We start from the raw sequence: 13,864 nt of genomic DNA on the forward strand, positions 1-13,864 counted from the left end.
CGTCTGCTCCGCTGACATTCTTAGCCGAACAGCGCTCGAATGTCTTCGCCTATTCAACGCCACAGGCGATGAGCCGCTGAAATCCCTCATCTATTGGCCGCGCACCGCCCCGAAGGGGGTGCCGCCAGCGCATAGGCGCAAATGCGGCACGCTACGCGCCGCCGATCCCTCGCCATGGTCCGCCACAGTCCGCTGCCGCCACCGGCAGCCCAATCCCGACTGGAGGTGATCCATGCCCAACCCGCTTGCGGGACTGCCGCCGCGCCTGCTGCGCACCAAAGAAGCCGCGCGCTTCCTCGGCATATCCATCAGAACCCTTGAGAAACATCGGACCTACGGGACCGGGCCGACCTATCGCAAGGTCGGCGGCCGTGTCCTCTACACCGTTCGCGATCTGGAAGACTGGAGCGCGGTCGGCGAGCGCAAATCCACCCGCGACAAAACCGCCGGCACCGTATTTCCCGCGCGTCCGCTCACGCCCGAAGAACGGGGCGACTGCTAGATGCTGCGCGAGGACGATCACGACCGCGCATTGCCGGGCGAGGACAGCGAGCGCAGCCGCCTAGACCCCTTCGTGGTCGCAACGGGCGACGCGCCGCCGCGCGACCAGCGCGACTTGATGGAACGGCCGTTTTTCTCGCTGGCGAAGACCCCGCGCAACAAGCCGATTCTCTACAAGGCCGCCGACATAGAGGTGCAGGTGTTCGGGATGCCCGAGCACGGCATGGCGACCATATGGGACGCCGATGTGCTGATATGGGCGGCCTCGCAGATCGTTGCGGCCGAGAACAACGGCCTCACCACTTCGCGCTTTGTCCGGTTTACGCCTTACCATCTGTTGCGCGCCATCGGGCGGCCGACCGGCAATCATCAATACCGGCTTCTGAAAGCCGCGCTGGCGCGGCTGCAATCGACCGTCATCGCCACCACCATCCGCAACGGCCCGCATTGGCGTCGCCGGCAATTCTCATGGATCAACGAGTGGGAGGAAATGACGACGCGCGCCGGCCGCGTCGAGGGCATGGAGTTCGTCCTGCCCGAATGGTTCTACAACAGCGTCATCGACCGTTCGCTGGTCCTGACCATCGACCCGGCCTATTTCCGGCTGACTGGCGGCATCGAGCGATGGCTTTACCGCGTCGCCAGAAAGCACGCCGGGCACCAGCGCCACGGCTGGATTTTCGAGGTCGCGCATCTTCACCAGAAATCCGGCAGCCTCGCGCGGCCGTCCGACTTCGCGCTTGACCTGCGCCGCATCGCGGCCCGCCAGCCACTCCCCGGCTATCGGCTCCGGATCGAGCGGGAAGACGGCCGCGAGCTGCTGCGCATCCGCCCCGAAAAGCTGTCAACAGGCACTGTTGATAACCCTGTTAATGCCATCGGCAGATCAGGCGCACGGGGTATCGGCACATCAGGCGCACCACTATCGGCAGATCAGGCGCACGAACCGCAGCTAACACTTTGGCCTGAAACGCGGAATCCGACCGCTAACTTATCTAACAGAGAATCTAACTCTTTTTCTTTGACGCGCGCGCAGGCGAAGCGTGGTGCCGGTTCCTGCCCGAAGGGGCGAGCCATGACGGCCGCCGGGCTCGACGCGCTGCGCCCGCGCAGCCCCCAGCACATCACCGGAGACGAACAATGACCCGTCGCGCCCATTGCAGCGCGCACGGCCGTCCGCTGCCGGACGGACCTGCGCCCTTCACAACATTGGTCGAGCTGAGCTTCGAGAAACGCAAGGTCGAGCACTGGATACGCTTCGGCCGCAAGAGCTACGAGCAGATCATCGACCGTCGCCGGAGTGTCGTCGGCTTCGCGCCGGGCAGCGTCTTTGCCTTCGTGCGATGGGCGAAGGGCGAGCACGGCACTGTCGTTTCGCGCATCGACATTGTGCGCGCCATCGGCCGGGGCGAGCCGTTCCAGACATTGCCCTTCGTGCGCCCCGGCGGCGAAATCCTGTTGCGCCTCGATAGCTGGCCCAAGGTGCAGCGCGCGCTTGCCGCCATCGACGCCGTGGAATCGCTCGGCCTCGATCCGGCCGATGCCTCGCCGGAGCATTGGCGACACGTCCACAACCGTTTGACCGCCAATCTGGAGGCGCACGCCTACACGCCCGAGCGACATGCCGCGTGGCTTCATCGCCGAAGGATCGCCCCATGACGCGCCGCCGCACCCTCACGGTGACGGCGCTCGCCGTCATCGGCACCGCCGCCGCAAGCGCGGTCGAGACGCCATTGAGGCTCATCTGGAACGCCACCGCCAGCGCGCCCATTGGCTTCTACACCGTCGAGCCGGCAGACCGGATCGACGTACCCGAGCTAGTCGCCGTCATGCCGCCCGAACCGCTCGCCGCGTTCATGGTCGAGCGCGGCTATAGCGCGCGAGGCGTCCCGCTCTTGAAGCGCGTCTTGGGCCTGCCCGGACAGCAGATTTGCCGCACCAACCGCACGATCACGGTGGACGGGATCGAGATGGGCGAGGCGCTGGAGCGTGACAGCCTCGGCCGCGATCTGCCCGTCTGGCAGGGCTGCCGCGTCATCGGCGACGGCCAGCTTTTCCTCATGAATTGGGAAGTCCGCGACAGCCTCGACGGCCGGTATTTCGGACCCATCCCCGCAGCTTCCGTCATCGGCCGGGCGGTCCCGCTCTGGACCGATGAGGAAGGCGTCGGCCGCTACGAGTGGCGCGCGCCGACCCACTGAACCACCCCCCGAGAACCAACCACAGGAGATTTCCATGGCAGAGATAGGCACCTTCACCCGCACCGAAAGCGGCTATGCGGGGGAGCTTCATTCGTTCGGCCTCCGCGATGAGCTGTTCATCGTCCCGGCCAAGCCGAGCGACGCAAAAAACGCGCCCGATTATCGCGTGCGCCTCGATAGCGAGGACGGCCCGGACGCCGGCCCCGCATGGAAAGACTCCAGCGAGAACGCTGGCGACTTCGTGTCGATGCGATTGGAGGGGCCAATCTTCCCGTTCCCGATCCGCGCCAAGCTGTTCCAGTCCAACGACGATCCTTCGGTCTGGACCCTGCGTTGGAAGCACGCCCGGAAGATCGAGGACGAGGAATGACGGCCGCGCGCGGCCGGCCCGCCATCCGGTCAAAGATCGGCATCCCTTTGTTCGCGGAAAAGCCGTCTCATCCCTTCGTCCCGCTCGGCGACCAAACGGCCGGCGCTTGCGCCTTGCCCTTGACCGCAGCGAGAACGCTGGCAGGCTGGCGGCGAAGCGGAGACAGGCCGGCATGGCATTATGCCGTCCTGCTGCTGGCGGGGGCGCTATCCGTCTGCATCGGATCGGGCGTCGCCGTTGCGCAATCCGCGTCGGTCGAGCGCCCGGCCGCTGCCCATCCGTATGCGGCGCACATCGCCGAGGCGTCGCAGCGTTCCGGCATCCCCGAGTACTGGATTCGTGCCGTGCTGCGCGCCGAAAGCGCGGGCGATGTGCGCGCCATATCGTCGGCCGGGGCGATGGGATTGATGCAGGTGATGCCCGACACATGGGCGGGCCTGCGCGTCCGCCATGGCCTCGGCCGCGATCCCTACGACCCGCGCGACAACATCCTCGCAGGCACGGCCTATCTGCGCGAGATGTTCGACCGCTACGGCAATGTCGGCGCGATGCTTGCGGCCTATAACGCCGGCCCCGGCCGCTATGACGAGCACCATGCGACGGGCCGCCCGCTTCCCGCCGAGACACGCGCCTATGTTGCCGCACTCGCCCCGATCCTTGGCGGCGCGGCTCCATCGGATGCGTCGTTGCAACCACCGGCACCGCCGCCCGACTGGCGCGAGGCACCGCTGTTCGTCATGCGCCCGGCCGACACGCGAGCGGCCGCCGCGCCGCCGTCCGAGGTGCAAACAGGCGACGGCCGCGCGACCGTTCCGGCGCGCGATCCCGCCCGTGCGGAGCCGCAGGACGGCAGCATTTTCGTGGCGAGCGCCAGCGATGGGAGAACGCCATGAGGGCGGCGTTCCCGCGCTCGGCGGCTTTGGTTTCGGCATCCGGTCGGGCAGGTTTGCGCCCGGCAGGATTCCCGGCAGGAGGGGCAGAAAAGACAGAAAGGGCGGAGGGCAAGATTAAAGAAGACGGCACCATATGGGGCCGCTTCTGGAAATTGTTGTTGTCTGCACACTGGTTAGGTGGCCGGTTCCGGCACCATGGTTTTGAGGGGCCGCGTGCCGCGATTTTGCGCAAAGCCTTGGCTTTGCAGGGTTTCGAGCGGCACCATAGGCGCAGATCGGCCGTTTTTCGGCGGTTTGGGCTGGAGTCGCGCCCTTGAGCGCCGACGACGAAAACCGCTTCCGTCCGAAGCCCGGCCGCATCCGATCCGACACGCCGAAGGCCGGCAAGACCAAGAGCTTTTTCACGCAGGTCAGGAAGATCACCCGCCAGCATCAGGCGGCAGCCTCACGCGATCCTTCCATGCCGTCATCCGCGCGCCCGTCATCGCCGGGGCGGTCTCGCGCCATGGCCGCCAGCGGCAAGGGCGTGAAGCGCGGCCGGGGCGCGAGCTTCGTGCGCGCCCGGAACATATCCGGCAACTGGCATCATCGCCAGCCGGGCAGCCGCCGCGTGATCGTCAAGCAGCGCAGCGTCCGGGCCGCATGGAAGGGCGGCCGTGCCCGCGCGCATCTGCGCTATGTCCAGCGTGACGGAACCTCGCGCGACGGCGAACGCGGCCAGCTCTATTCGGCGCATGAAGACCGCGCCGATGGCGACGCCTTCCTTGATCGTGGTCAGGATGACCGCCATCAATTCAGATTCATCGTCTCGCCCGAGGATGGCGCGGAGCTGTCGGACCTCACGGCCTACACCCGCGATTTCATGAAACAGGTGGAAGGCGACCTCGGCACGAAGCTGGATTGGGTTGCCGTCAATCACTACAACACCGGCCATCCCCATGTGCATGTCATCGTCAACGGCCGCGATGATACGGGCGGGGATCTAGTCATCAACGGCGACTATCTCGCCAACGGCCTGCGCGAGCGCGCCAGCGAGCTTGCCAGTCTGGAACTCGGCCCCGTTACCGAGATTGAGCAGACCCGCAAGCTGTCCGCCGAAATCGACCAGGACCGTTTCGCCCGCATCGATCGCGCCATGGCCGAGGAAGCCGATGCCCGTTTCGTCGACCTGCGCCACGAGCCGGCAGCGCCGAGGCGGCAGTTCGAGCGAACGCTACGCCTGCGCAGGCTCGCCAAGCTGGAGAAGATGGGGCTGGCGACCGAGCACGCGCCCGGTGTTTGGGAATTGAGCAAGGACATGGAACCGGTCTTGCGCGAGTTGGGCGAGCGGGGCGACATTATCCGCACCATGCACAAGGCGCTTGGGCCGCAGGGCGGCGAACGCGATCCCATGAGCTTCCAAATCCATGACGGAGCGCCCGAGACGCCCATCGTCGGCCGCGTCGTGGACAAGCACCTGTCCGACGAGCTGGGCGAGAACCTGACAATCGTGGTGGACGGGATCGACGGCCGCACACACCACATTGCCGGCATCGCGCCCGAGCGGCTGGAGGACGCCCGCATCGGCAGCGTCGTCCAGATCGGCCCGGCCGAGGCGGCAGCCCGACCGTCCGACCGCACCATCACCGCCATCGCCGAGGACGGCATCTATCGGCCGAGCCGTCATCTGGAGCAGGCGAAATTCGAGGGCCGCGTTCCCGGCGGCGACTATGAGGGCTATATCGATGCCCATGTCCGGCGGCTGGAGGCGCTGCGCCGGGCCGGCATCGTCGAGCGCATCGACGCCGACCAATGGCGCATCCCAGATGATCTGGTCAGCCACGCGGCTGATTACGATGCCGGCCGCGACCGGCAGGCCAGCGTTCGCGTGCTTTCCCCGGTTGATCTGCAAAGGCAGATACGTTCGGACGGCGCGACATGGCTGGACCGGCGATTGGTCCATGGCGAAACGGCCGACCTTGCGCCGACCGGCTTCGGGCAACAGGTCCGCGAAGCCATGGACCAGCGCCGCGAGCATCATATCGAACAGCGCGACGCTACGCGCAACAGGGACGGCCGCATCTTCTACCGGCGCAATCTTCTCGCCACCCTGCGCGAGCGGGAAGTTGCGCGCGCCGGTGCGGAGATGGCCGAGGGCAAGGCGCTGCCGTTCCGCGCCGCCAAGGATGGTGAGAGTGTCAGCGGCAAGTTCACCGGGACTGTCCAGCTAACGAGCGGCAAGTTCGCCATCGTGGAAAAGAGCCACGAGTTCACCCTTGTCCCGTGGCGGCCGATCATCGACCGCCAGCTCGGCCGCGAGGTCGCGGGTATCATGCAGGGCGGTTCGGTGTCGTGGCAGTTAGGGCGGCAGCGGGGGTTGGGGCTATAGGAGCCAACGATACCGCATTGCAACGCAACAACTAATTCGATAAGAGCTGCTATTCAATTTCGTAATCGTGGAGCCATCAGCATGGGAAATTCCAAGTCAGCAGACAAGTAAGCCGCAACATCAGAATTGTTGTTGCGGCGCTCTGTAAGACCAATCCCATCTGATTGCTGACGAGCAGACGCTGCCCGGTATCCTTAATCGAGCGGTTGATTCGTCATGACCACCACACGCCCCGCGTGGGCCTATACGCTGCCGGCAGCCTTGCTGCTTATGGCTCCCTTCGACATCCTCGCGTCGCTGGCGATGGATATTTATCTTCCAGTCGTTCCGGCGATGCCGGGCGTCCTGAACACGACTCCATCCATAATCCAACTCACGTTGAGCTTCTACATGGTGATGCTCGGTGTGGGCCAAGTGATCTTTGGGCCACTCTCCGATCGCGTCGGGCGACGGCCGATCCTGCTTGTAGGCGCAACGGCTTTCGTTGCTGCGTCTCTGGGAGCGGCTTGTTCTTCAACTGCATTAGCCTTTGTTGCGTTTCGTCTGGTTCAGGCAGTTGGAGCATCGGCCATGCTGGTGGCCACCTTCGCGACCGTGCGCGACGTATATGCCAATCGTCCCGAAGGTGCCGTCATCTACGGCCTTTTCAGTTCGATGCTGGCGTTCGTGCCTGCGCTCGGCCCTATAGCCGGTGCGCTGATCGGCGAGTTTTGGGGATGGCAGGCGATCTTCATCACACTGGCTGCACTGGCTTCGCTCGCACTCTTAAACGCCAGTTTCAGGTGGCATGAAACCCGACCGTTGGATCAGGCCAGAACGCAACGATCTGTTTTGCCGATCTTCGCGAGTCCGGCCTTTTGGGTTTACACAGGCGGATTTAGTGCCGGCATGGGCACATTCTTCGTTTTCTTCTCGACAGCCCCCCGTGTTCTCATAGGCCAAGCCGGCTATTCCGAGATCGGATTTAGCTTGGCCTTCGCGACTGTCGCGCTGGTCATGGTCACGACAACCCGCTTCGCAAAGTCCTTCGTTGCCAAATGGGGTATCGCGGGATGCGTAGCGCGCGGGATGGCGTTGCTCGTTTCCGGCGCGATCCTGTTGGGGATCGGCCAACTTTTCGGATCGCCGTCATTTTTCAGCTTCATCCTGCCGATGTGGGTTGTCGCGGTCGGCATTGTCTTCACGGTGTCCGTTACCGCCAACGGCGCACTTGCGCAGTTCGACGACATCGCTGGATCAGCGGTTGCGTTCTACTTCTGCATCCAAAGCCTGATAGTCAGTATCGTCGGGACATTGGCGGTGACGCTGTTAAACGGCGATACAGCGTGGCCCGTGATTTGTTACGCCACGGCAATGGCAGTGCTGGTGTCGTTGGGGCTGGCGCTCCTTCGATCCCGTGATGCTGCCACCGAGAAGTCGCCAGTCGTCTAGCCGACGACTGGAAGCAAGCCCGCTCCGATGCGGCGCAATAATCATCGAAACCTTGTGAATGGCGGTATCCTGTCCGGCAAGATACCGCTCATTTCCCTTGTCCCGTGGCGGCCGGTCATCGACCGCCAGCTCGGCCGTGAGGTCATCGGCATCGTGCAAAGCGGATCGGTGTCGTGGCAGTTGGGGCGGCAAAGGGGCATAAGCCTCTAATCTGTTGTAGATGAACGCAGCCGCTCGAAACCAGCGATGAGGCTGTCGAGTCCGAAGTTGAACGCAGCATCCATGCCGTCTGTTTCCAACTCGTGAAACAGATCGTGCAGGAAGGACGACGGTGCTTGCTCGGACACATCTGGCCTGTCCGGAACTCTCTCATCGGCATCAGATGCCTGCTGCTCGAGAACGGAACCGACCACATAGTGACTGACCGCCCGGAGCGCCCAAACAGCGTGCTTCGGACCAAAGCCCGCCGCGCAGAGAAAGCGTATTTGTGTCTCGGCAGCGCCAAAATTCGGTTCTGTCGGTCGAGTGCCGGCATGGATGCGCGCCCCGTCGCGATAATAGAGCAACGCCGTTCTGAAACTCTGGGCGTTCTCTTTCAGGAATAGCCGCCAGTCTTCGTTCTCTTCGGGTAGCGAGCGGGTGTGGCGTTCCGTCAGCATTGCCTCGGCCAGTGCGTCAAGCAGCGCGCGCTTGTTCTGGAAATGCCAGTAAAGCGCAGGCTGCTGAACCTTGAGGCGTTCAGCGAGCTTTCGCGTCGTCAGGTTGTCCATGCCAACCTCGTTCAGCAGCTCCAGCGCCGCTGCGATCACGGTGCCCTTGTCCAGTTTGGTCATTCACGTTCCTTCGCCAACGCTTGACAATTTATCACCGATAAGTTCTATGTCCATGTCCTTATCATTGATAAAGTCGCTCGCATTGAGCGGCGCTGGAGTTTCAGGTGCGCAGCTCTGCCATCATCGCCCTGCTGATCGTCAGTCTCGACGCCATGGGACTCGGCCTCATCATGCCGGTCCTTCCGACGCTTCTGCGCGAGCTTGTGCCGGCGGAGCAGGTCGCTGGTCACTATGGTGCTTTGCTGTCACTCTATGCGTTGATGCAGGTCATCTTCGCGCCCGTGCTTGGACAATTTTCAGATGCTTACGGTCGGCGTCCGGTGCTTCTGGCTTCCCTTGCGGGGGCCGCAGTCGATTACACGATTATGGCATCAGCGCCGGTCTTATGGGTGCTCTATATCGGCCGGCTCGTCTCCGGCATCACGGGCGCAACCGGAGCTGTAGCTGCCTCAACCATTGCGGATTCGACGGGGGAAGGTTCTCGCGCACGCTGGTTCGGCTACATGGGGGCCTGTTATGGGGCAGGCATGATTGCCGGGCCAGCACTTGGTGGTATGCTCGGTGGTATTTCTGCCCATGCTCCGTTTATCGCCGCTGCCCTTCTCAACGGCTTCGCGTTCCTGCTAGCCTGCATTTTCCTCAGGGAGACTCGTCGCGGCGATGGCGAGACCGGAAAGCCGGTTCGCATCAAACCATTCGTTCTGTTCCGGCTGGATGATGCATTGCGCGGGCTAGTGGCCCTTTTCGCAGTTTTCTTCATTATTCAACTGATCGGCCAGGTCCCTGCGGCCCTATGGGTCATATATGGCGAGGATCGTTTTCAGTGGAACACCACGACCGTTGGCTTGTCGCTCGCGGCGTTTGGAGCAACACACGCGATTTTTCAGGCGTTTGTTACCGGCCCTCTTTCAAGCCGGCTTGGAGAACGGCGCACGCTACTGTTTGGCATGGCTGCGGATGCGACTGGCTTCATTCTTCTGGCTTTTGCCACGCAGGGATGGATGGTGTTCCCGATTTTGTTGCTGCTTGCCGCCGGAGGTGTTGGCATGCCGGCCTTGCAGGCAATGCTTTCAAACAATGTCAGCAGTAACAAGCAAGGAGCTTTACAGGGAACGCTTACAAGCCTCACCAATCTAAGCTCTATCGCGGGACCGCTTGGCTTCACGGCACTCTATTCTGCCACCGTAGGAGCATGGAACGGTTGGGTTTGGATTTTCGGCGCGATCCTCTATTTAATATGTCTGCCAATACTACGCAGACCTTTCGCAACTTCATTGTGATTGAGTCATGGCGAATTGGTATGCGTAGACTTACGAGAAATGACGGATTAAATCCGTTGAGCAATCATCTCCTTTCGGGGCGAGTGCCAATGATGACCTTAGTTCACACTCTCGCTGTCGCCGAATATCTCAACTTCCGTCACGCCGCCAATGCGCTCGGCGTTGCACAGTCCAGCGTCAGCGCCCGCGTGAAGGCACTGGAAGAAGACCTCGGCATCCTCTTGTTCGAGCGTCATGCACGCGGCGTTCGGCTGACCGAGGCCGGACGCCATTTCGTCGAGCGGATAGCCGTAGGTATTGACCAACTCGACCATGCGGTGAAAACCGCCGGCATGGCGGCAGCCGGAGAAAGCGGCCGGCTTCGTATCGGTATCCATGCCCTGATTCCGCATAGCTTCCTCGCAAAGCTGATCGGCCAATACCGCAAGGATCACCCCGATGTTGAAGTCGAGATCGCCGAAGGCCCGGCCCGTGAAGCGGTGGTGCAGCTTCGCGCCGGCAGGTTGGACGTGGCGTTCGTCGCGGGCACGCCCCAACCACCCGACTGCCATTCCCGTCGCACATGGACCGAACCGCTCTTGGCGGTGCTACCGGAACGGCATCCGCTCGCCAAGCGGTCAGCCGTCACATGGCCCGATCTGGCAGGCGAGACGTTCCTTGTCCGGCATGGCGGCACTGGACCGCAGGTTCATAGCCATATCATGCTACGCCATGCCGAGCGCTGGCCTGCGCCGTCGATCCTGCGCTTCGACGTGGGGCGTGGCACCCTTTTGTCCTTGGTCGGACAGGGCTTCGGCATCACCATCGTCGGCGCGGCCACGGCGCTGTTGCCGACAAACGGCATTGTCTTCTTGTCCTTCGCCGACGAGCCGGAGCCGGTCGCCTTCTCGGCTGTCTGGTCGCCGTCCAACCGCAGCGCGGCGCTTCGTAACCTGCTCAGCCTCGCCAACGACATGGGCCGGCAGGTCTGCACGAATTCAGTACTGCCACGGATAGCGAGGGCGTGAGCCGAAGTGGTCGCGGAAGCACCGTCCGGGACTGTTATTGCCATCGCCGGAAAGCGACACTTGCATTAACGCCGCCAAAGCCGAATCCGTTGGAAATGGCATGTTCCATGAGAACAGGCCGTGCAGATTGGCGAACCAGATCGATACCTACGGCAATAGGATCGGGGCTCTCCAAATTTCTCGTTGGGGGAGCGATTTGATCCCGTAAGGCGAGTATCGTGAAGATCGCCTCAATGCCGCCAGCGGCACCGAGTAAGTGCCCCGTCGCTGACTTCGTGGCGCTTACAGCTACATCATGATCGCCAAAAACGGATTTTATCGCGGCTATTTCTCCTCGATCCCCTACGGGGGTGGAGGTTGAATGAGCGTTCAGATGTTGAACATCGTTGGGCTTCAAACCGGCACTTTGTAGCGCGATTTTCATTGCACGGGCCGCGCCTCGACCGTCCTCTGGACCGGCAGTCACATGGTGTGCATCAGCGCTTGTGCCGTATCCTACCAATTCGGCTATGGGTTTGGCACCCCGAGCAAGGGCATGTTCCAATTCTTCTATGACGATCAGACCCGCCCCTTCGGACATTACGAAACCATCGCGCTCGGTGTCGAACGGCCTTGACGCCATTTCAGGTGTAGTATTGTAGCCGGTAGATAGTGCTCGCGCGGCAGCAAATGCCCCGAGACTAACCTTGTCAATGCACGCTTCTGCTCCACCGCACAGAGCGATATCGGCTTCGTTGGAGCGTATCAGCCGCGCGGCGTCTCCGATGGCCTGAACGCTCGCAGCGCAGGCGGTTACAGGCGTGCCAATTGGGCCTGTAAATCCATGCCTGATGGTAACGTGTCCTGCTGCAAGGTTGGCAAGAAACGACGGCACGGTAAACGGTGAGAGCCTCCGTGCTCCCCGTGTATCCGTTATGCGAACTGCCGAAGCGATAGCAGGAAACCCGCCTATACCAGAGGCGATAATTGTCGCCGTGCGCTCACGTTCGTAGTCGCTCGTGGGATGCCATCCTGCCGTTTCAAGAGCCTCCTTCGCGGCCGCAAGTGCAAACAGAATGAAGCGATCCATTTTTCGTTGATCCTTTGTGTCAACGATTAAATCTGGATCAAAACCGGCTTCGGAATCTTCAATCAGGCTGGGAACGATTCCCCCGATTTTCACCGGTAGATCATTGGAGATTTCATCAGGCAAATTCCTGATTCCCGATTTCCCGTCGAGGAGTCTTTTCCAGCTTATTTCAGTGCCAGAACCAAGGGGGCCAACTAAACCCATGCCGGTTACAACAATTCGGCGCATTGGATTATTCCGTTTCTTTTTCTGAGCTTATTCGCTTCATGCGATTTATGACGCGCATCGTTTCCTCTGTTGCGGCGGGGCCTGCCAGAAGAACGGTGTTTTCGGGAGTGATTGCTTCTCCTGTATTCGCGTCGATGATAACGGCGGTCCTCTCCTGTCCGGTTTTCTTGTCACCAAGGCGCATGGCTATTTCATTGGGCGCAAGGTTCCGGTTCCCCCATGCGAACAGGGCGATTGCTACCGGATAGAAATCTCGCCCCTTGTCGGTAAGGACGTATTCAAATCGAGGCGGATGATCATTGTATCGTTGCCTTTCAAACAGTCCTTCCGCCGTGAGATGCTTCAATCGCCTCGCCAAAATGTTCGCGGAAATACCGAGATTCTTCTCGAATTCATCGAATTTGCTAAGCCCTTGGAAGGCGTCTCGCAGGATCAGGATGCTCCACCAGTCACCGACGCTTTCCAGCGCTCGGGCTGCGGGACACTCGAATGACAGAAAGCTTGTTCGTTGCATGACACATCCATAATGGTGTAACTTCCATCATGCAAGTCACCTATGCGCAGTAGGCGACATAGTAGGAGGGGTAATCCAATGCGTCATTCTAAGGGAGCCAAGCACCTGCGTCTGCTACGGCGTGGAACAAAGCACTGTAGTGGCATTTGAGCGATGCGGCGGCGATCAGCACCGATGGATGGTTGCCCATGGGGTATGCCGACCACGCTCGGATCGCGTATCCCCCTCGCATCGCTGATCCAGACACTCGCCGTCGCCGAATATCTGAACTTCCGCCACGCCGCCAATGCGCTCGGCGTGGCGCAATCCAGCGTCAGCGCCCGCGTGAAGGCGCTGGAAGAAGACCTTGGTATCCTTCTGTTCGAGCGTCACGCGCGCGGCGTCCGACTGACCGAGGCCGGACACCACTTCGTCGAGCGGATAGCGGCCGGCGTCGATCAACTGGACCATGCAGTGAAGACCGCCGGCATGGCGGCAGCGGGAGAAAGCGGCCGGCTTCGTATCGGTATCCATGCCCTGATCCCGCACAGCTTCCTCGCAAAGCTGATCGGCCAATACCGCGAGGACCATCCCGGCGTTGAAGTCGAGATGACGGAAGGGACAGCTCGCGAAGCGGTGATGCAGCTTCGCGCCGACCGGCTGGACGTGGTGTTTGTCGCGGGCACGCCCGAGCTGCCAGACTGCCACACCCACCCGATCTGGACCGAACAGTTGGTTGCCGTGCTGCCGGATGGGCATCCACTCGCCGGGCAGTCGGCCGTCACATGGGCCGATCTGGCAGGCGAGACGTTTCTTGTCCGGCATGGCGGCACAGGTCCGCAGGTTCATAGCCATATCGTGCTGCGCCATGCCGGGCGCTGGCCCGCGCCGTCAATCCTGCGCTTCGACGTGGGGCGTGGCGCGCTGCTGTCCATGGTCGGACAGGGCTTCGGCATCACCATCGTCGGAGCAGCTACGGCGCTGCTGCCCACGTCCGGCATCGTCTTCCTGCCTTTCGCCGATGAGCCAGAGCCGGTTGCGTTCACCGCCGTCTGGTCGCCGTTCAATCGCAGCGCCACCCTGAAAAACCTGCTCAACCTTGCAAACAATATGAGGCGTTGCGGCGATTCGCCCGGCCAGTTGCGCAGCGGCGATCACCCGGCCGGATGGCGGTGAACGCAACCCGTCCT

The 13,864-nt window shown here is 62.1% G+C and carries 14 protein-coding genes and 2 pseudogenes; 13 read left to right on the forward strand and 3 right to left on the reverse strand.

The window, feature by feature from the left end:
- Positions 1–232 precede the first annotated feature (232 nt).
- From H556_RS0105470 to H556_RS16505, 10 genes and pseudogenes are all read left to right on the forward strand, one after another.
- Positions 233–502 (forward strand): helix-turn-helix transcriptional regulator, encoded by a 270-nt coding sequence (locus tag H556_RS0105470; protein ID WP_024353481.1) that lies wholly within the window; start codon positions 233–235, stop codon positions 500–502.
- Entirely contained in the window at positions 503–1,645 is a 1,143-nt protein-coding gene (locus tag H556_RS0105475) for a replication initiator protein A (RefSeq protein WP_024353482.1), read from the forward strand.
- Positions 1,642–2,160 carry a DUF2840 domain-containing protein gene (locus H556_RS0105480; protein WP_024353483.1) on the forward strand — a complete coding sequence of 173 codons (519 nt, stop codon included), beginning with the start codon at positions 1,642–1,644 and terminating at the stop codon, positions 2,158–2,160. Before H556_RS0105475 ends, H556_RS0105480 begins: the two co-directional genes overlap by 4 nt.
- On the forward strand, positions 2,157–2,702 hold the full coding sequence (locus H556_RS0105485) for a S26 family signal peptidase (protein ID WP_024353484.1): 546 nt from the start codon (positions 2,157–2,159) through the stop codon (positions 2,700–2,702). The genes H556_RS0105480 and H556_RS0105485 overlap by 4 nt, the downstream gene beginning before the upstream one ends.
- Positions 2,703–2,736: 34 nt before the next feature.
- Positions 2,737–3,072 carry a DUF736 domain-containing protein gene (locus tag H556_RS0105490; RefSeq protein WP_024353485.1) on the forward strand — a complete coding sequence of 112 codons (336 nt, stop codon included), beginning with the start codon at positions 2,737–2,739 and terminating at the stop codon, positions 3,070–3,072.
- Entirely contained in the window at positions 3,069–3,965 is an 897-nt protein-coding gene (locus tag H556_RS0105495) for a lytic transglycosylase domain-containing protein (RefSeq protein WP_024353486.1), read from the forward strand. The genes H556_RS0105490 and H556_RS0105495 overlap by 4 nt, the downstream gene beginning before the upstream one ends.
- Positions 3,966–4,470: 505 nt before the next feature.
- Positions 4,471–4,932: pseudogene (locus H556_RS16800) on the forward strand (relaxase/mobilization nuclease domain-containing protein); the annotation flags it as partial.
- A 168-nt stretch (positions 4,933–5,100) separates the two neighbouring features.
- Positions 5,101–6,333 (forward strand): DUF3363 domain-containing protein, encoded by a 1,233-nt coding sequence (locus H556_RS16500; RefSeq protein WP_414631162.1) that lies wholly within the window; start codon positions 5,101–5,103, stop codon positions 6,331–6,333.
- Between the two features lie 216 nt (positions 6,334–6,549).
- Positions 6,550–7,764, forward strand: a complete 1,215-nt coding sequence (floR, locus tag H556_RS0105505) for a chloramphenicol/florfenicol efflux MFS transporter FloR (RefSeq protein ID WP_024353488.1) — start codon at positions 6,550–6,552, stop codon at positions 7,762–7,764.
- Between the two features lie 93 nt (positions 7,765–7,857).
- Positions 7,858–7,974: pseudogene (locus H556_RS16505) on the forward strand (DUF3363 domain-containing protein); the annotation flags it as partial.
- Here H556_RS16505 and tetR(G) read toward each other — a convergent pair.
- Positions 7,971–8,597, reverse strand: a complete 627-nt coding sequence (tetR(G), locus tag H556_RS0105515; protein ID WP_024353490.1) for a tetracycline resistance transcriptional repressor TetR(G) — start codon at positions 8,595–8,597, stop codon at positions 7,971–7,973. The pseudogene H556_RS16505 and the gene tetR(G) overlap by 4 nt on opposite strands.
- A 104-nt stretch (positions 8,598–8,701) precedes the next feature.
- Here tetR(G) and tet(G) point away from each other — a divergent pair, with 104 nt between their 5' ends.
- On the forward strand, positions 8,702–9,877 hold the full coding sequence (gene tet(G), locus H556_RS0105520; protein ID WP_024353491.1) for a tetracycline efflux MFS transporter Tet(G): 1,176 nt from the start codon (positions 8,702–8,704) through the stop codon (positions 9,875–9,877).
- An 89-nt stretch (positions 9,878–9,966) separates the two neighbouring features.
- Positions 9,967–10,884, forward strand: coding sequence for a LysR family transcriptional regulator (locus tag H556_RS0105525; protein WP_035302745.1), 918 nt, complete (start codon positions 9,967–9,969; stop codon positions 10,882–10,884).
- Positions 10,885–10,918: 34 nt separating this feature from the next.
- Here the strand turns inward: H556_RS0105525 and fabF are convergent, their stop codons facing one another.
- The gene (fabF, locus tag H556_RS16015; protein ID WP_081650885.1) at positions 10,919–12,181 is read right to left on the reverse strand and encodes a beta-ketoacyl-ACP synthase II; all 1,263 of its coding nucleotides are present in this window, start codon (positions 12,179–12,181) and stop codon (positions 10,919–10,921) included.
- A 4-nt stretch (positions 12,182–12,185) separates the two neighbouring features.
- Positions 12,186–12,695, reverse strand: coding sequence for a winged helix-turn-helix transcriptional regulator (locus tag H556_RS16020; protein WP_042061242.1), 510 nt, complete (start codon positions 12,693–12,695; stop codon positions 12,186–12,188).
- Positions 12,696–12,890: 195 nt separating this feature from the next.
- Here H556_RS16020 and H556_RS0105535 point away from each other — a divergent pair, with 195 nt between their 5' ends.
- The gene (locus tag H556_RS0105535; RefSeq protein WP_035302746.1) at positions 12,891–13,850 is read left to right on the forward strand and encodes a LysR family transcriptional regulator; all 960 of its coding nucleotides are present in this window, start codon (positions 12,891–12,893) and stop codon (positions 13,848–13,850) included.
- Positions 13,851–13,864: the final 14 nt, after the last annotated feature.

The organism is Brevundimonas naejangsanensis DSM 23858 (assembly GCF_000421705.1).
GTDB lineage: Bacteria > Pseudomonadota > Alphaproteobacteria > Caulobacterales > Caulobacteraceae > Brevundimonas > Brevundimonas naejangsanensis.